General features: G+C 33.6%; 19 protein-coding genes. 12 read left to right on the top strand and 7 right to left on the bottom strand.

What is annotated here, in order from left to right:
* Together PQ462_RS21735 and PQ462_RS21730 are read left to right on the top strand one after the other, a co-directional pair.
* Entirely contained in the window at nt 1–1,050 is a 1,050-nt protein-coding gene (locus tag PQ462_RS21735; RefSeq protein ID WP_274251549.1) for a helix-turn-helix domain-containing protein, read from the top strand.
* 115 nt (nt 1,051–1,165) lie between these two features.
* Complete coding sequence (locus PQ462_RS21730) at nt 1,166–3,412, top strand: TonB-dependent receptor domain-containing protein (RefSeq protein ID WP_274251548.1); 2,247 nt, start codon at nt 1,166–1,168, stop codon at nt 3,410–3,412.
* Nucleotides 3,413–3,773: 361 nt separating this feature from the next.
* On the opposite strand, the gene PQ462_RS21725 is transcribed toward PQ462_RS21730, so the two are convergent.
* The gene (locus PQ462_RS21725) at nt 3,774–3,989 is read right to left on the bottom strand and encodes a hypothetical protein (protein WP_274251547.1); all 216 of its coding nucleotides are present in this window, start codon (nt 3,987–3,989) and stop codon (nt 3,774–3,776) included.
* A gap of 166 nt (nt 3,990–4,155) precedes the next feature.
* On the opposite strand from PQ462_RS21725, the gene PQ462_RS21720 reads away from it, so the two are divergent.
* The gene (locus tag PQ462_RS21720; protein ID WP_274251546.1) at nt 4,156–4,497 is read left to right on the top strand and encodes a helix-turn-helix domain-containing protein; all 342 of its coding nucleotides are present in this window, start codon (nt 4,156–4,158) and stop codon (nt 4,495–4,497) included.
* Between the two features lie 74 nt (nt 4,498–4,571).
* On the opposite strand, the gene PQ462_RS21715 is transcribed toward PQ462_RS21720, so the two are convergent.
* Both PQ462_RS21715 and PQ462_RS21710 read right to left on the bottom strand, forming a co-directional pair.
* A complete protein-coding gene (locus PQ462_RS21715; protein ID WP_012022626.1) occupies nt 4,572–5,831 on the bottom strand; it encodes an aspartate kinase in 1,260 nt (419 codons plus the stop codon).
* A 167-nt stretch (nt 5,832–5,998) separates the two neighbouring features.
* The gene (locus tag PQ462_RS21710; RefSeq protein WP_012022625.1) at nt 5,999–6,493 is read right to left on the bottom strand and encodes a GNAT family N-acetyltransferase; all 495 of its coding nucleotides are present in this window, start codon (nt 6,491–6,493) and stop codon (nt 5,999–6,001) included.
* Between the two features lie 171 nt (nt 6,494–6,664).
* On the opposite strand from PQ462_RS21710, the gene fbp reads away from it, so the two are divergent.
* Nucleotides 6,665–7,669, top strand: coding sequence for a class 1 fructose-bisphosphatase (gene fbp, locus PQ462_RS21705; protein WP_274251545.1), 1,005 nt, complete (start codon nt 6,665–6,667; stop codon nt 7,667–7,669).
* 170 nt (nt 7,670–7,839) lie between these two features.
* On the opposite strand, the gene PQ462_RS21700 is transcribed toward fbp, so the two are convergent.
* Entirely contained in the window at nt 7,840–8,271 is a 432-nt protein-coding gene (locus PQ462_RS21700; protein ID WP_012022623.1) for a tellurite resistance TerB family protein, read from the bottom strand.
* 169 nt (nt 8,272–8,440) lie between these two features.
* On the opposite strand from PQ462_RS21700, the gene PQ462_RS21695 reads away from it, so the two are divergent.
* The 5 genes from PQ462_RS21695 (at nt 8,441) to PQ462_RS21675 (ending at nt 11,841) form a co-directional block, all read left to right on the top strand.
* A complete protein-coding gene (locus PQ462_RS21695) occupies nt 8,441–9,034 on the top strand; it encodes a HupE/UreJ family protein (RefSeq protein WP_012022622.1) in 594 nt (197 codons plus the stop codon).
* Between the two features lie 5 nt (nt 9,035–9,039).
* Complete coding sequence (locus PQ462_RS21690; RefSeq protein WP_073410592.1) at nt 9,040–9,471, top strand: deoxycytidylate deaminase; 432 nt, start codon at nt 9,040–9,042, stop codon at nt 9,469–9,471.
* Nucleotides 9,471–11,048, top strand: coding sequence for a S41 family peptidase (locus PQ462_RS21685; RefSeq protein WP_274251544.1), 1,578 nt, complete (start codon nt 9,471–9,473; stop codon nt 11,046–11,048). The genes PQ462_RS21690 and PQ462_RS21685 overlap by 1 nt, the downstream gene beginning before the upstream one ends.
* 18 nt (nt 11,049–11,066) lie before the next feature.
* Complete coding sequence (locus tag PQ462_RS21680; protein WP_274251543.1) at nt 11,067–11,432, top strand: nuclear transport factor 2 family protein; 366 nt, start codon at nt 11,067–11,069, stop codon at nt 11,430–11,432.
* A 91-nt stretch (nt 11,433–11,523) separates the two neighbouring features.
* On the top strand, nt 11,524–11,841 hold the full coding sequence (locus PQ462_RS21675) for a hypothetical protein (protein ID WP_274251542.1): 318 nt from the start codon (nt 11,524–11,526) through the stop codon (nt 11,839–11,841).
* 96 nt (nt 11,842–11,937) lie between these two features.
* On the opposite strand, the gene PQ462_RS21670 is transcribed toward PQ462_RS21675, so the two are convergent.
* From PQ462_RS21670 to PQ462_RS21660, 3 genes are all read right to left on the bottom strand, one after another.
* Nucleotides 11,938–12,543, bottom strand: a complete 606-nt coding sequence (locus PQ462_RS21670) for an FAD-dependent oxidoreductase (RefSeq protein WP_274253736.1) — start codon at nt 12,541–12,543, stop codon at nt 11,938–11,940.
* Between the two features lie 4 nt (nt 12,544–12,547).
* Nucleotides 12,548–12,748 (bottom strand): hypothetical protein, encoded by a 201-nt coding sequence (locus PQ462_RS21665; protein ID WP_012022616.1) that lies wholly within the window; start codon nt 12,746–12,748, stop codon nt 12,548–12,550.
* 106 nt (nt 12,749–12,854) lie between these two features.
* Nucleotides 12,855–13,433 (bottom strand): MarC family protein, encoded by a 579-nt coding sequence (locus PQ462_RS21660; protein WP_012022615.1) that lies wholly within the window; start codon nt 13,431–13,433, stop codon nt 12,855–12,857.
* Between the two features lie 320 nt (nt 13,434–13,753).
* Here PQ462_RS21660 and PQ462_RS21655 point away from each other — a divergent pair, with 320 nt between their 5' ends.
* The 3 genes from PQ462_RS21655 to PQ462_RS21645 all read left to right on the top strand — a co-directional run bounded on the left by PQ462_RS21655 (nt 13,754) and on the right by PQ462_RS21645 (nt 18,298).
* The gene (locus tag PQ462_RS21655; protein WP_149206151.1) at nt 13,754–14,323 is read left to right on the top strand and encodes a DUF3109 family protein; all 570 of its coding nucleotides are present in this window, start codon (nt 13,754–13,756) and stop codon (nt 14,321–14,323) included.
* A 339-nt stretch (nt 14,324–14,662) separates the two neighbouring features.
* Nucleotides 14,663–15,640, top strand: coding sequence for a ribonucleotide-diphosphate reductase subunit beta (locus tag PQ462_RS21650; RefSeq protein WP_012022613.1), 978 nt, complete (start codon nt 14,663–14,665; stop codon nt 15,638–15,640).
* A 264-nt stretch (nt 15,641–15,904) separates the two neighbouring features.
* Nucleotides 15,905–18,298 carry a ribonucleoside-diphosphate reductase subunit alpha gene (locus PQ462_RS21645; RefSeq protein WP_274251537.1) on the top strand — a complete coding sequence of 798 codons (2,394 nt, stop codon included), beginning with the start codon at nt 15,905–15,907 and terminating at the stop codon, nt 18,296–18,298.
* The last annotated feature ends 11 nt before the right edge of the window (nt 18,299–18,309 follow it).

Genomic DNA, 18,309 nt, shown 5'->3' with positions numbered 1-18,309 from the left:
ATGAGTATCGGTAAAGAAATATTATTCTTTTTTGGAGCCTTGGGCGCCTTTAACGGATTTATTCTGAGTCTGTATTTTTTGTTTTTTACAAGAAAAAAATACCTTTCTAATCTTTTCCTAGGGGCACTTTTGTTTGTTTTGAGTACCAGAATTGCAGTTACGGTTTTTGTTTATTTTAATATAGATTTACCTAAAATCTATCTCCAAATTGGACTTTCGGCTTGTTTGTTAATCGGGCCTTTTTTGTATTATATTCTAAAATCAGGAATCAGCAATCGTATTTCTGCACAATGGAAATGGCATTTAGCTATTTGGATTGCCATAATTTTGACAATTGGTTTTGTGTTTCCCTACCAAAATTATCCCGTTTTATGGAATGATTATTTTGTGGCTTTAATTTTCTTGCAATGGTTTTGTTATCTTTTTCTTTCTGGTTTTGAAAACCGGGAATTGCTTCAAAAAACAATTGGGAATTACAGCAGTTCTAATCCGGCAGAAAAATGGTTTGGAATCATTTTCCTGGGAAATGCCTCAATATTTATCTCGTACTTTTTAGGATTTGCCAGAGTGCCTTTTGTTTCCTGCATTACCGGAGCACTCGCTTTTACTTTTATTTTATACCTCATAATTCTGGTGCTTTTATACAGAAAAAGAACAGATGATTTGTTTCTGCTCAACGTTGAAAAAGATAAAAAGCTGAATAATGAAGAAGCTTTAATTTTATCTCAAAAGCTGGAAAAAATTATGATCGAAAAAGCCTTGTATAAAAATCCGAATTTGAGTTTAAAAGATGTATCAGCAGAAATTAATATATCGAGCCATCAGTTGTCTCAGTTTTTAAATAACAATCTCGGCAAGAACTTTACAAGTTTCGTAAATGAATTCAGAATCCATAATGCCTGCGAAATTATTACTTCAAATGATAAACTGACATTAGAATCTGTTGGTTATGATGTTGGGTTTAATTCAAAATCTACCTTTTTTGCTGCGTTTAAAAAGCATACCGGAACAACACCTTTAAATTACCAAATTCAGGCTTTACAGCCTTAAAACAGAGTGTCGATTTATAAATCCGTACTCCTGATTTCTCTTTCTAAAACTTTATTGACAGATTTTCAGATGACTTTTGTTTCAAATAAAGTCAAACCGCTAATCGTTAAAGTTTATGAAATTAATTATTGTTGTTGTTATTTCTATTTATTGCCTCATTTTTTCATCAATCGAAGTAAAAGCACAAGCTGTAAAAAATAATCGGGATAAATCTTATGTTGATGAGGATAAACTAATAGAAAAAACAGTATTCTCATCGCCTGCTCCGGATTCTATAGTTAAGGATCAAGATCATAATCAGTTAAATGAAGTTGTGGTAAAAAGCAATCCTTCATTAGTAAAGTATGGCGCAAACGGAACAATCAATGTTAACGTAACAGGAACAGTTCTTGCGACGAGCAGTTCTGTAAACGAATTGTTAGGAAGGGTTCCAAATGTTGTAGTTGCCGAAGGGCAGATAAGCGTTTTGGGAAAAGGAGAAGCAATTATTTACTTAAACGGAATTTTGATTAATTACGAACGGTTTGCTGCAATTCCGGTTTCACAAATTGCAAGAATAGAAGTCATTTCAAACCCATCGTCAAAATACGATGCCGAAGGAAAAGCAGTGGTTAATATCATTACCAGGCAAAATATAGAAAGCGGTATGATGGGATCGGCAAGCCAGCATGTTACCGTCTCAAAATTTGCCGGAACAAGTACAAATACACTAGTCGATTTTAATTATACCAAAGGGAAATTTTCGTTTATAACCAATTACGGACTTCAACTAGGAAAAGGCCGTGAATTATTGTACACCACCAGAACACGCCCCAATCCTGATGTCTACATGCAGTCTGTTTTGACAACGGACTGGCTTCGACAGTTTAATAATTACTCTAATTTTGGATTTGGACTTCAATATACTTTTTCTGAAAAAAGTTACATCTCGCTTGCCTATAGCGGCAATATTGAAGATTTAGGCGGAGCAGTAAAAAGCCGGAACTCCATAACCAATAATTCCGGAAATAGTTTTTATGCCACGGATATTGCTAAAAATGATGTTCTGCTGAATCAGTTTATAAATCTGAATTATAATCTGATTACAGACTCAAAAGGATCGTCGTTATTCATTGGAACTCAGTATTCGAATTATAACGGAACGGTAAGAGATTTTATCGAAGAAAATAGTGTAGTAGAAGAAGCAGACGGCAGAAGATATCTGAAAAATGATGTTGGAAATACGATTAATATAACGGCAGTACAAGCTGATTATTCAAAGAAAATAAGCGACAATACCAAATTAGAATTAGGTGCAAAGTTTAGTTATGCATCTATAAAATCAGGAACCGACTTTTTTATTGCCAATGCTGATGCGGTCGATTTTGAGTTAGATGATAATCTTTCGAGTGATTTTACATACAATGAAAAAATTATGGCAGCTTATTTTAATTATGCAGGCAGTCTGGGAGAAAAAGTCGATTTTTCTGCAGGAGCAAGGACAGAAAGAACAAATTATGATTTGTATACGAATGCAAACGGAGTTCAGGAATTTGGTAAAAGCTATGCAAATTTTTTTCCAAACCTGCTTTTAAATTTTAATTTTTCAGAAGACTGGAAAGCCCATTTTTCATATGTTTCAAGAATAACAAGACCAAGATATCAGGCATTAAATCCGTTTGTGGTGTATCAGGATCCGTTTACCACAATTGAAGGAAATCCAAATTTACTTCCAGAAAAGGTACATGCTTTTGAAATAGGAACGATGTATAAAAAGTTTGATTTTAAAATTGGTTATACCTATAAAATCGATCCAATTTCTGGAGCGGCGCTGCAGGGAGATACTCCAAACAGTTATATTTTGAGATCTTTAAATCTTCAAAAAGGGCATACTTTTTTCAGTTCGCTTTCAAGATCATTTAATGTCAAATGGTGGAATTCTACGAATACAATAAGTATGAATTTAACTAAATCAGTAGATGATTTTTATTCGTTTGAGATGAGTCCTGTAAAACCTCAAATTTATTTGTACTCAAATAATACCTTTACAATTCCGAAGCTTTTTAAAATTCAGCTTTTGGCTTGGTATTTAGGCGACAGAAGTTATGGACTCGGAAGCGATAACAGCCGTTCGACAATAACATTAGGAATTGAAAGAAACTTTTTTAAAGATGCCTTAAAACTCAATTTTACTGCCAACGATATTTTTCATGATTTTATGGTTTCAGGTAATTATGAAGTGGGACAAACTCAAATTTATTATCATAGAACATACACCACAAATTATTTTAAACTGATCGCAGCGTACAGTTTTGGAAACTCAAAAAAAACAACTTACAAGAAATCTGAAATTGAGCAGACGGAGAATAATAGGGCAAGGTAGGTTATTTAAATAATTTCTGCCCAGTATTCACTATAGACATTTTCGGTTTGTATTAATTGATCATGACTGCCAGATTGAGTAATAGTTTTATTTTTCAAAATATAATTCCTTGAAATATTTTATATTCCATAGGGGAATTATAAATAATATATAATCATTTTTTTTAAGCACATCTTTTTTTGATAACCTATAATAATCCGTAAAAATTCGATAGATATAATAAAAGGCCATTAATGTACAGAATAACACAGAATCCTTTTCTTTTGCAGCAAAATATAATAAAGGAATTGGGATTAGAATTTGAAAGTAATATATTGATAAGTTTTTCATTTTTTTTATGTTAATGTTTTGTAACAAGAGATTAACAACGGTTTTTTGCTGCACAAGCTAAAGTAAATGCAACAGCCGTTTGTGGAATAAATGCAGTTGTTATGCTTGCAGCTACAGACCCCCATCCATGATTTGAATAGACATCTGTAAAACAACCTATAACATTTGCTCCGGTACACCCACCGCCTGCATCATAGTCATTAGCATCTTTTAATTGAACATTTGCTCCACCTACTAAGTTTTCCATTCTTTTTAATTCTAATTTCTTCATGATAATTAAAGTTTTACTGATTAATAAAATTCAAATTTATAATAAGCAAGAAATAAGTCTTAGTCGAAAATCGGTTTTTTAAAATCTAAATTAGATTTATTGTAAAATAATTCTTATATTTATATTTGTAAAAATGTTAAATATGAATGTAATTGTAGGAAATAAACTTAAAAAACTTCGGAAAGCAAAAAATATGTCACAAGAAGAAATAGCAGATTATCTAAATATTTCGCAGTCTGCATATGCTAGAATGGAAAGAGGAGAGAGTACTTCTTGGGCAACTCATTTTAATAAAATCTGCGCTCTTTTTGAAATTAAGCCAGAGATTCTAGTAAGTAAAAATGAAGAGGAATTAAAAAACTACGAGAGAGAATCAGATTCTGTAGAAATTGTAAATCAATTATCAGAAAAAATAATTGAACAATATGAAGCACGCATAAAAGAATTGAAGAAAACGATTAAAGATTTAAAAAGAAAAGAATAAAAAAGGCTTCACTTAATTAGTGAAGCCTTTTTGAAATATGCTTGAATTGAAATAATTACCTCTTATAAGCAAGATTAATTTAGTTCTTTAGTAACAATCTGCATGGTTTCACGGCTTACTTGTTTCAATAAAACTTCTTTGTTTTTTTCAACCATTTCTGCAGCTTGTTCTGTAAAGTGGCGAATAGTGTAAAGAGTTACATTTTCGCTGTATTCTACTTTGAATTTTTTCGAAAGAATCGCATTCAAATCATTAAAGTTTCCAAATTTATCTTCAACGCATACAGAAAAACTAATTGCAGAGTTTTGAATCAGGTTTACTTTGATTTTGAATTCGTGGAATAATCCAAAAATCTCACTGATGTTTTCTTCCATAATGAAAGAGAAATCAATTGAAGAAAGCGAAATTAAAAGCTGCTCTCTTTTTACGATAAAACATGGATATTGCGGTTCTAAATCAACACCTTTAGAAACACAAGTTCCTTTTAATAGCGGGTTGATAAATGATTTTACGTATAAAGGGATTTCTTTTTTCTGTAACGGCTGTAATGTTTTTGGGTGAATAACCGTTGCTCCGTAAAACGCCAATTCGATAGCCTCACGATATGAAATCTGGTTCAATAAACTTGCATTTTCAAAATAACGCGGGTCAGCATTCATAACTCCCGGAACGTCTTTCCAGATTGTTACACTTTCGGCATTTAAGCAGTAAGCAAAAATTCCGGCAGTATAATCAGAACCTTCACGGCCAAGAGTTGTCGTAAAGTTGTTTTCATCGGCACCAAGGAAACCTTGAGTAATATTTAATTGTTTTCTTGGAACATTTTTGCTGATGTTTTGTTCTGTAGTTTCCCAGTCTACTTCGGCATCTCTGTAATTTGCATTGGTTTTAATGAAATTACGAACGTCAAGCCATTGCGTCTGAATTCCCATGAAATTCATGAAATGGCTTAAGATATTTGTAGAAATTAATTCTCCAAAACTTACTACCTGATCGTAAACGAAGTTGTAGTTTGGAGATTTGTTATGAGCCAGGAAGTATTCTAATTCTGCAAATTGAGCATTTACAGCTGCAAAAACCTCATGTTTCTCATCTTTAAATAAATCTAATACGATTTGAAAGTGATAATTTTTTATTTCCTGTACAGATGAATTCAGTTCTTCTGATTTTTCAAAATAATTCTTGATTACAACCTCAAGAGCATTTGTGGTTTTCCCCATTGCCGAAACAACCAAAATCACATCTTCATAACCCACTTTTTGTAAAACGTCGTATACGTTTTTAATTCCTTCAGCATCTTTTACTGATGCACCACCAAATTTAAATACTCTCATTTTTAATTTTAGATTTTTAATTTCAGATTTCAGATTCAAATCGAAATCTAGTATTTTGTTTTTTCTGCCACAGATTATTAGGATTAAAATGATTTTATAATCTGTGTCGGTTTGCCGCGAATCGCACAAATTTTCACTAATTAATTTGTGCTAATTTGCGGCAAAAATTATAATTTTTCTAAGAACGAATTAATTCCTGTTTCATCCATTTGAACAACTCTCCATTCGTCAAGAATTTTTGCTCCGGAATTCTCGTAGAATTTTACTGCAGGAGTATTCCAGTCAAGAACATTCCATTCTACTCTTCGCACATTGTCTCTTTTTCCCTGTTTCATAATTTCAGCATAAAGAGCAGAACCTAAACCTGTACCGCGCATTTTTTCTTTTACAATTAAATCTTCAAGGTGTATGGTTTTTCCTTTCCAGGTAGAGTAGCGGTAGTAGTATAAAGCAATACCCACTATTTCTTTTCCGCCTTCATTTTCATCTGAATCAATCTCTGCTACAAAAACCTGAAAAAGAGGTTTTTCTCCAAATCCGTCACGAACTAAATCTTCCTCTGTAATAACTACAGCATCAGGTTCTTTTTCGAATATTGCCAGCTCCTGAATTAATCCCAAAACCGATTTCATGTCTTCGGGATTTCCTTTTCTAATATTCATTTATTCGTATAATTAAGTGTTTATTAGCTAAAAAAGCATTTATTTCTAAGGTACTTTTTGCTATTAATTAGCAAATATACAATAGTAGCAAACTAACAAAATAATTTTTAAATCATTCTCACAAAATAAGCGATATTTGTGACTTAAAATTAAAACTATAACGTTATAGCAATGGAAGAACGCAATAAAACACTGGGAGAGTTTATTATTGAGAACCAAAAAGCATTTCAGTATTCGTCGGGAGAACTTTCCCGAATTATCAACTCTATACGTTTGGCGGCAAAGGTCGTAAACTATAAAGTGAACAAAGCAGGTTTAGTGGATATTATTGGCGCCGCAGGCGAACAGAATATTCAGGGAGAAGACCAGCAAAAATTAGATGTCTATGCAAACGAAGTATTTATCCAGACGTTAATAAACCGTGAGATTGTCTGTGGTATTGCTTCTGAAGAAAACGACGATTTTATTACAGTTCAGGGGAGCGACAACTGTCATAATAATAAGTACGTGATCTTAATGGATCCGCTTGACGGATCTTCAAACATTGATGTTAATGTTTCTGTGGGAACTATTTTTTCTGTTTTTAGAAGAATTACCCCAATAGGAACTCCGGTAACCAGCGAGGATTTTTTACAACCGGGAATCAATCAAGTTGCAGCAGGCTATGTAATTTATGGAACTTCGACCATGTTAGTATATACAACCGGTTTTGGAGTAAATGGTTTTACATTAAATCCGGCGATTGGTACATTTTACCTTTCGCATCCAAACATGAAGTTTCCTGAAAGCGGAAACATCTATTCAGTAAACGAAGGAAATTATGTTCATTTTCCGCAGGGAGTAAAAAATTACATTAAGTATTGCCAGCGTGAAGAAGAAGACAGACCTTACACTTCCAGATACATAGGAAGTCTGGTAGCCGATTTTCACCGAAATATGATAAAAGGCGGTATTTATATTTATCCAACAAGTTCAAAAGCACCAAAAGGTAAATTACGTTTGTTATACGAATGTAATCCAATGGCATTTATAGCAGAACAAGCCGGAGGAAAAGCAACAGACGGTTTTGGCCGTATTATGGAAATCCAGCCGACAGAACTGCACCAAAGAGTTCCTTTTTTCTGCGGAAGCAAAAGTATGGTAGAAAAAGCTGAGGAGTTTATGGCTGCTGAATAAGTTTTCAGTATTCAGTCACAGTCTTTAGTCACAGTTTTCAGTCTAGACTGTAAATAGCAAACCCGACAGGTTTTTAAAATCTGTCGGGTTTATTTTTATTTTTTAATTTCAATAAAGTTTCAACTTCGTTACAGTACTGTAAACCGTGACTGAATACTGAAAACTAAAAATTATTTATTCATATTCTCCATTTCAAAAAGGAAAGTATCTAAATCTACTTTTTTATCGATTAGAGACAATGCTTTTGAAACAATATAATTTACGTTTCCTGGAGTAAATCCTAGAGCTAATCCCATACGGTTTAACATAACTTCCTGCTGATCTCCTAAGTGGTGGTCTACGTGAACCATTCTTGCTAAATCATATAAACGTTCTAAACGCTGTGTGTATAAATAAGGCGGGTTTATTGGATGTTTCCATGGATCTTTAAGGATCTCTTTATATTCGTCTTCTGAAATTTGTAATGTCGAAGCAATTTTGTCTAAAAATTCCTGTTCTTCCGGGCTTATTTTACCGTCAGCAAATGCTACGCGCACAATTGCAGAGAAATGACCTCTGTTTCTTTGTTTGAATTCGTTATCAAATAATTCTGAAAATGGCATAATTAATAAGTTTTTATTGAACAAATATAGACCTATTTTTAAATTATTGATTTTAAATTTCTCATAAAATTTAACTTATTTTTATTGCAGGATTTAAATAGGTAAATCCTTAAGTTTGAAAATTAATCGTAAGTTTACAACCCCTAATTATTTAAATTATAGATTACCTATGTCACAATTTTGGATTTATTTTCAAATAGGATTAAAGCATGTTTTAGATATCAATGCCTACGATCATGTTCTTTTTTTAATTGCCTTAACTGTTCCGTATTTATTTAAAGACTGGAAAAGAATTTTTCTGCTTGTTTCTTTATTTACAATTGGTCATACTCTGGCTTTAATTCTTTCTGTTTACGGGATAATTGCGATAAAAGTAAATATTGTAGAATTTTTAATTCCAATTACTATTTTGGTAACCGCTCTTTATCATTTATTTACAGCAGGAAAGACTTCAAAAAATGATGGTATAAATCTGGTATTTTTCATAACTTTATTCTTTGGTATTATACATGGTTTAGGTTTCTCTAATTATTTCAAAACAATATTAGGAGGCAGTGCGACTTCAAAATTATTACCTTTGGGAGAGTTTGCCTTAGGGATCGAAGCAGCTCAGTTAGTAGTAGTTTTTGTTGTCTTGGTAATATCATATATAGTGCAGACCGTTTTTCGTTTTTCAAAACGCGACTGGGCACTTGTAATGTCGGCTTTTATTATTGGAGTTGTGATTCCGATGATTATAGAAAGTCCGATTTGGAACAGATAAAATAAATGGAAGTAAAAAAATTAAATAAATACGATAAAGCTTATCTGCGAATTGCTAAAGAATGGAGCCTTTTATCGTATTGTAAGCGTAAGCAGGTTGGCGCGATTATCGTAAAAGACAGAATGATTATTTCTGACGGATACAACGGAACGCCTTCCGGATTTGAAAATTGCTGCGAAGACGAAGACGGCTTAACACGCTGGGATGTTTTGCACGCCGAGGCAAATGCAATTTTAAAAGTTGCCAGATCGACACAATCGTGTGAAGGAGCAACCCTTTATATCACGCTTTCGCCTTGCAAAGAATGCAGTAAATTAATACATCAGTCAGGAATAAAAAGAGTGGTGTATAAAGACGGATATCGTGATGATGCCGGAATTCAATTTTTAATAAAAGCGGGTGTCGAAGTCGAACATATTCCTGTTTTAGAAGAATAATGAAATTTAATCCCAAATATCTGCCAATTGTTATTGGAGCAACATTTGCTCTGGGAACTGTGATAGGAAGTTTAACAAACGGTCCTGCAGATGATCAGCTTTTGGCTAAAAATTACTCCAAAACAAAGCTGAATAAACTAATTGATTTTATTAATACTGAGTATGTTGACAGTGTCAATACCGATTCTATTGTAAATCTTACAGTCGATAATATTCTCTCCAAATTAGATCCGCATTCTGTTTACATTCCGCCAAGCGAACAAGCTGAGGTTGCCGAAAGCATGAAAGGTGATTTCGTGGGAATCGGAATTAACTTCTATATGTACAAAGATTCTGTTGCGATTATAAAACCAGTCGAAAACGGACCTTCTGCAAAAGCAGGATTAAAATCCGGAGACCGAATTTTATATGCAGGAAAAACAAAATTGTATGGAAGAAGACTGCCTTCGGATAGTTTGTTCTCAAAATTAAAAGGAATTAAAGGTTCTGAAATCGAGCTGACTGTTTTTAGAAAATCAGAACAAAAGAAACTGAAGTTTAAAATTAAAAGAGATGTTATTCCAATAAAAAGCGTTGATGCTTCTATATTAATTGGAAATAATACAGGTTATATCAAAATCAATCGTTTTGCCGAAACTACTTTTAATGAATTCAAAACAGGTTTAGCACGATTAAAACAAAAAGGAATTCAGTCGCTCGTAATTGACCTTCGCGATAATGGGGGCGGTTATATGGAAGAAGCGATTGCTATTGCTGATGAATTCTTAAAAGACAAACAGCTTATTGTTTTTACCAAAAATAAAAACGGAACAACCGAAAAAACATACGCGACAAAAGCCGGAAGTTTTGAAACCGGAAAAGTATATGTTTTAATCAACGAAAATAGTGCTTCTGCCAGTGAAATTCTTGCCGGAGCTATTCAGGATAATGACCGTGGTACAATTGTAGGCCGTCGTTCTTTTGGAAAAGGTTTGGTACAGCGCGAAATGGATTTCAACGATGGATCAGCAGTTCGTTTAACGGTTGCGAGATATTATACGCCAACGGGAAGATCAATCCAGAAACCGTATAAAAAAGGAAACGATGAATATTTTAAAGAATCTGAATCGCGAATCGCAACAGGCGAATTATACGCAAAAGACAGTATAAAAGTAGCAGATTCTTTAAAATTTAAAACTCCAAAAGGGAAAATCGTTTACGGTGGCGGCGGAATCGTTCCGGATGTTTTTGTTCCGATGGAAGCTGAACATGGAAACGAAAATGTGGCCTATCTGCTTCAAACCGGCATCGTAGGACATTTTGTTTTTGAAGAATTGGATAAAGATCGTGATGCTTTTGCCGGACTTAAGTTTAATGAGTTCTTAGAAAAGATAAAATCATCTGATGTCTATTTTAAAAAGTTTAAAAACTACATTTATATGACCGGTTTAGATCTAAAACTAGACAAAACCAAAGCATTAGTAAGCCGATACATTACAGCAGAATTTGCTCGTCAATTATATGGGGAAATATATTATTATGATGTTGTTTTAAAAGACGACGCCATGATAAAAGCGATCCTAAATCCAAAGAAATAAACTTTAATTTTTCATTTGATGGAAAAAAACTCAATTGTAACTGCAGAAATAGAACTTTTAACAGCAATTAAAAATTCTGATATTGCTGTTTTGGAAAAACTTCTTCACGATGATTTGCTTTTTAATATGCCAGATGGTCAAACCATTACAAAAGAGTTTGATTTAAATGCATATCGTTCAGAAAAAATGAAAGTAGATTCACTCGAAGCATCAGATCAAATCATTAATGTAATCGATGATTCGGCTGTTGTTGCTGTTACGGTTTCATTAAAAGGAACGTACGATAACAATTCTATAAATGGTGTTTTTAAATATATCAGAGTCTGGAAACAATTTGATGGCAATTTAAAAGTTATTGCCGGAAGCTGTGTGCAGCTGGCATAAATATTGGGAAAGAATAAATAATATAAACTTAAAATAAAACTTAGCGAACCCAGCGTAAGCCTTTACGAACTTTGCGGTTAAAATTCAAAATATGAAAAACATAAAAAAAATAAGTTTCCTTGTACTTGTAATGGCTTTTGTAATTTCTTGCACCACTATGAAAAATAATGAAAATAGTGCAGTTTCAGGAAAAGTAGAATCAATCGAATCAGGAAAAGACGGTTATACTGCAAAAATTAATACAGATACAAAAGAAGTGTATTTTGCAACCATCAGTATCGTAAATGTTGGCGGACCACAGAATTACAAACAATTAAAAATTGGAGATGTAGTTTCTTTAAAAGGAGAAATCTGGAAAACCGATGATGAAAAACATATTAAGGTAACACAGATAGTTTCGGTAAAATAAGAGGAACTTAAAATATTTTAAACCATTAAGAGATTAAGAATAAAAGCTGTATAGCTTAATAAACTAATCTCTTAATGGTTTTTATATGTTTGAATTTTATCGAATGCTGTCGTGTGAATGAGTCTGTACACCGTTATTCCATAAAGTTAGAATGTCTGTAGCGACAGCGGCACCACTTCCTGCAGCAATGGCCAATTGACTTCTCCAGCCGGCTAAAGTTCCAATAACATAAATGCCGTCAGCGACTTTATGATCTTCGTTTTTAAGCTGAATACGCTGTTTTTCCGGAAGTGCTTTTTTATGAGGTTCAACATACTGCGTTAGACCTTCAATATCAAAAGTGTTAGCAGAACCAATTCCGACTACTATATTTTTTGTTTGGTACGAGTTTTTGTTGGTAACCACAGTAAACGAAGGATAAGAACCTTCAATTTTAATTACTTTCTCGTTTGCGATTTGTTTAATATGCGGATAAGACGATGCTAAATCCTGCACACTTTCTGTAAGTAGTTCAGAACCCAGTTTCCCTGGTGTTATTCCATAAGCATTGTAGAAAATTGCCTCTTGTAAAGAAGAGTTTTTCTGATGTGTAAAAATTCCGATTTTCTTGTCGGTAACAAAAGCTTTTTTATTTGCAGATCCTAAGACCAGGGCACAAGACATTCCAGATACGCCTCCGCCGATAATTAAAACGTCAAACATTATATTATCTGCCGTTTGTTTTTTCTTCAATTCTTTTAGAAATTCTAAAAATCAAAAGAATCAATACGGCGCAAAAAGAAGCTGCAATTCCAATAAAAGCTACCATGCTATCACCCTGAAAAGGATTTGAAAAGTCTAATAACGTAATATTAAAAACAATTAAAGCTAATGCTAAAAGCACTAAGATTGAAGTGAAGATTTTCATATTGGTTGTTTATTTTGTCTAAAAATATTAAGTAAAACTTTAATGAAAAAATGTCTTAAAGTTGTATTTTATAAATTTATTGGGGGTAAAAGTATAAAAATAATTGTTAGACAAACAAACCTTTAACATTAGCGGCGAATAATTTAACAGCAATAGCCAAAAGTATAACGCCAAATGTCTTACGAACCACACCAAGTCCGTTTTCTCCTAACAAATTTTCGATTTTTTTAGAAGACTTCAAAACGATATAAACCAATATAATATTCAATACAATAGCTGTAATAATATTAATGGTATGAAATTGTGAACGAAGCGAAAGTAAAGTTGTCATAGTTCCCGCTCCGGCAATTAAAGGAAAGGCCAGCGGTACAATAGAAGCAGAGCCCGGTTCTTCGTCGCGATAAATTCTAATTCCTAAAATCATTTCTAATGCCAGAAAGAACAATACAAATGAACCTGCAACAGCAAACGAATGCACGTCGATACCAATCAGGTTCAATAAGCCTTCTCCAACAAAAAGAAAAACAATCATAATAGCTCCGGCAACAATAGAAGCTTTTTCAGATTCGATGTGTCCGACTTTTGCTCTTAAGTTTACAATAATTGGAATTGAACCAACAATATCAATTACTGCAAAAAGCACCATACTCACTGTGATGATTTCTTTAAAATCGATTTCTAACATATCGCTTTGATTTTAAGGGTTTAAAAACTGCTGCAAAAGTAGTTAATAAAGTTAGGTGATTTTTCGACAGGTTGTATTTTTGTTATAAAAACATGTTTAATTGGTTAAAAAAGTGATATTTGTAACAATATATAATTTAACCGCAAAGATTCGCAAAGAAATTACGTAAAGTTCGCAAGGCTGAAAATTAATAATGCTTTGCTTCCGATAGCTATTGGTATTACGTAATTCCCCTGCGTACTTTGCGGTTAAACATTTACAGTGTTTTATCTCTTTTCTTTGACTATCTTTGCACTTTATAAATTAGAGTATTTTATATCATGTTTCAGTTAGGTAAAACTATTATTTCAGAAGACATTCTGGAAAAAGAATTTGTGTGCAACTTGTCTGCTTGTAAAGGAGCTTGTTGTGTTGATGGAGATGCGGGTGCGCCTTTAAATGAGGCTGAAACTAAAATCTTAGAAGAAATCTATCCGAAGGTAAAACCCTTTTTGCGAAAAGAGGGGATCGAAGCAATCGAAGCGCAGGGGACCTGGGTAACAGGAACCGACGGCGATCTTGAAACGCCGCTTATTGATAATAAGGATTGTGCTTATGTGATTTTTGACGGCAAAACTGCACTTTGTGGTATCGAACAAGCTTATAATGAAGGAATCGTAGATTGGAAAAAACCAGTTTCATGTCATTTATATCCAATTCGGGTAAAAGACTTCACAGAATTTGCTGCCGTTAATTATGACCGATGGGATATTTGTGACGATGCCTGTTCTTTAGGAAAAGAATTAGAAGTTCCGGTTTATAAATTTGTAAAAGAAGCACTGATTCGCCGTTTTGGAGAAGACTGGTATTTGGAGCTCGAAAAAGTAGCTCAAGAACTTAAAAATTCATAAAAAAAGAAGCCTTATTATTAGGCTTTTTTTTGTGCTTTTTTTGACTCAAAAAAATAAAGTTTTGACTCAAAAAAAAACTTTTTAAAAGTATTTAAAATTTCTTGCTTTTTATATTAAAAAGTCTATATTTTACAGGGCTTAAAGGTGTGATTGTTGGTTTTAAGCGTTTCATTTACAGTAAATTAATTATTGTATGAAAAATGACTCAAAAATTTAACGTTGTTAAAAACTACGTCAGATTGTGAATAAGTTTGGCTTTTATTTTTGGCGTTAAATAACAATCTTTGTAGTCTATTGAATTAGCAAAAAATTCGGTATAAAAATTAAACAAAAATTGTCATGTCTCAAGTAGAACCAATCTTACAAGAAAACAAAAATCGTTTCGTTATTTTTCCTATCAAACATCATGATATTTGGGAATGGTATAAAAAAATGGAAGCTAGTTTCTGGACAGCTGAAGAAATCGATTTGCACCAGGATTTAACAGATTGGAACAACAAACTTAATGATGACGAAAGATATTTCATTAAACATATTTTAGCATTCTTTGCAGCTTCTGACGGAATCGTAAATGAAAATCTTGCTGAGAACTTTGTAAACGAAGTTCAATATGCTGAAGCGAAGTTTTTCTATGGTTTCCAAATTATGATGGAAAACATTCACAGTGAAACTTATTCTTTATTGATTGATACTTATGTGAAAGACGAAGCTGAGAAAACGGAATTGTTTAATGCTTTGGAAGTTTTTCCTGCGATTGCTAAAAAAGGAGAATGGGCTTTAAAATGGATCGAGTCTGATTCATTTGCTGAAAGACTTATTGCTTTTGCAGCAGTTGAAGGTATTTTCTTCTCTGGTGCCTTCTGTTCAATTTATTGGTTGAAAAAACGCGGTCTAATGCCAGGTTTAACATTCTCTAATGAATTGATTTCTCGTGATGAAGGCGTACATTGTGATTTTGCAGTTCACCTGCACAATCACCATTTGGTAAACAAAGTACCAAAAGAAAGAATTAAAGAAATTATTGTTGATGCATTGGATATCGAAAGACAGTTTGTAACTGAATCTCTTCCGGTAAGTTTAATTGGTATGAATGCTGGTTTAATGACACAGTATTTAGAGTTTGTTGCCGATAGACTTTTGGTTGAATTAGGCTGCGAGCGTGTTTACGGATCAGCGAATCCCTTTGATTTCATGGACATGATTTCTCTTCAGGGAAAAACTAATTTCTTTGAAAAACGTGTTGCAGAGTATCAAAAATCTGGTGTGATGAACACAGACAGCGATGCTCAGAAAATTTCATTTGATGCAGATTTTTAGACAACAAAAAATACTTTTAGTGTCTATCTTCTAGAGATACTAAAAAAGATTACAGATTATTTTTTTAAGGTTGAATCTCTTTCCCCAAGTCGCAGGTTCAATAGCAATTTTTGACGTATTTAAATTCGATTTTCGAATTTGAAACAGGTAACTATTGAGAATTTGGTAATTCTCTAAAATTAATTTAAAAACACGCAATGTTTAGGTGCTAGGATTCGTTTTCTAGTTACTTTCATTTTTTCAATAACTATAAAAGGTAAGCTTATGTATGTAGTAAAAAGAGATGGCCACAGAGAGCCCGTAATGTTTGATAAGATTACAGAAAGAATCAAAAAATTGTGCTACGGCTTAAATGAGCTTGTAGATCCGGTAAAGGTAGCGATGAGAGTTATCGAAGGATTGTATGACGGAGTTTCGACTTCTGAATTGGATAATCTTGCGGCAGAAACTGCAGCATCTATGACAATTGCCCATCCGGATTATGCACAATTAGCGGCGCGTGTGGCAATTTCAAATTTACACTCAAATACAAAAAAATCTTTCTCAGAAACCATGAAAGATATGTATCACTACGTAAACCCAAGAAACGGTCAAGACGCACCGTTAATTGCTGATGATGTTTACAAAGTGATTCAGGAAAATGCTGCCTTTTTAGATTCTCACATTATTTATACAAGAGATTTTAATTACGATTACTTTGGTTTCAAAACTTTAGAGCGTTCTTATCTTCTTAAAATAAATGGAAAAATCGTAGAACGTCCGCAGCACATGTTAATGCGTGTTTCTGTTGGTATTCACTTAGACGATTTAAAATCGGTTATTGAAACGTACGATTTAATGTCTAAAAAGTTCTTTACGCATGCAACGCCAACGTTGTTCAATGCAGGAACTCCAAAACCGCAGATGTCTTCTTGTTTCCTTTTGGCAATGCAGGATGATAGTATTGATGGGATTTACGATACATTAAAACAAACAGCAAAAATCTCGCAGTCAGCGGGAGGAATTGGACTTTCTATTCATAACGTTCGTGCAACAGGATCTTACATTCGCGGTACAAACGGAACTTCAAACGGAATTGTTCCGATGTTGAGAGTTTTCAACGATACGGCTCGTTATGTAGATCAAGGTGGTGGAAAACGTAAAGGAAGTTTTGCGATTTATATCGAAACCTGGCATGCTGATATCTTTGATTTCTTGGATTTAAAGAAAAATACAGGAAAAGAAGAAATGCGTGCGAGAGATTTATTTTTCGCAATGTGGACTTCAGATTTATTCATGAAACGTGTTCAGGAAGATTCAACGTGGACTTTAATGTGTCCAAACGAATGTCCAGGATTATATGATGTTTACGGAGATGAATTCGAGGCATTGTATACGGATTATGAATTTAGAGGAAAAGGAAGAAAAACAATCCGTGCTCGTGAATTATGGGAGAAAATCTTAGAATCGCAAATCGAGACTGGAACGCCATATATGTTGTACAAAGATGCGGCAAACCGTAAATCGAACCACAAGAATTTAGGAACAATCCGTTCTTCTAACTTGTGTACAGAGATTATGGAGTTTACTTCTAAAGATGAAATTGCAGTTTGTAACTTAGCTTCTATTTCGTTACCAATGTTTATTGAAAACGGAAAATTCGATCACGAAGCACTTTACAATGTTACAAAACGTGTAACGCGTAACTTAAACAAAGTAATCGACAGAAATTACTATCCAGTAAAAGAAGCTGAAAATTCTAACTTACGTCACCGTCCAGTTGGTTTAGGTGTGCAAGGTTTGGCTGATGCTTTTATTATGTTACGTATGCCGTTTACAAGCGATGAAGCAAAAAAATTAAACCAGGAGATTTTTGAAACTTTATACTTCGCTGCTGTAACCGCTTCTATGGAAATGGCAAAAGAAGAAGGACCATATTCAACTTTTGAAGGTTCGCCAATGTCTAAAGGAGAATTCCAATACAATATGTGGGGAATGAAAGATGAAGAATTATCAGGCCGTTGGGACTGGGCTTCATTAAGAAAAGAAGTAGTTGAACACGGAGTTCGTAACTCATTGTTAGTAGCGCCAATGCCAACTGCATCGACTTCTCAGATTCTTGGAAACAACGAAGCTTTTGAACCATATACATCAAACATTTACACACGTCGTGTATTGTCTGGAGAATTCATCGTAGTAAACAAACACTTACTAGAAGACTTAGTAAAACTTGGTTTATGGAACGAAGATTTGAAACAAGAAATTATGCGTCACAACGGATCTGTTCAAAACATTGATAAGATTCCACAAGACTTAAAAGATCTTTATAAAACAGTTTGGGAAATGTCGATGAAAGATATTATCGATATGTCTCGTCAAAGAGGATATTTCATTGACCAGTCTCAATCGTTGAATTTGTTTATGCAGGATGCTAACTATTCTAAACTAACATCAATGCACTTCTATGCTTGGCAGTCAGGTTTAAAAACAGGAATGTATTACCTAAGAACAAAAGCAGCTGTAGATGCGATTAAATTCACATTAAACAACGATAAAAAAGAAGAAACAGCACCATCTTTAGTTCAGGAAACTGAAGCAATCAGCGTTGAGGATTACAAAGCGATGCTTTTAAAAGCACAAGCGGCAGATCCTGAAGATTGTGAAATGTGTGGGTCTTAATGATTTAAGAT

Source organism: Flavobacterium sp. KACC 22758 (assembly GCF_028736135.1).
GTDB classification, from domain to species: Bacteria; Bacteroidota; Bacteroidia; order Flavobacteriales; family Flavobacteriaceae; genus Flavobacterium; species Flavobacterium johnsoniae.
This window is presented reverse-complemented; position numbering and strand designations above follow the sequence as displayed.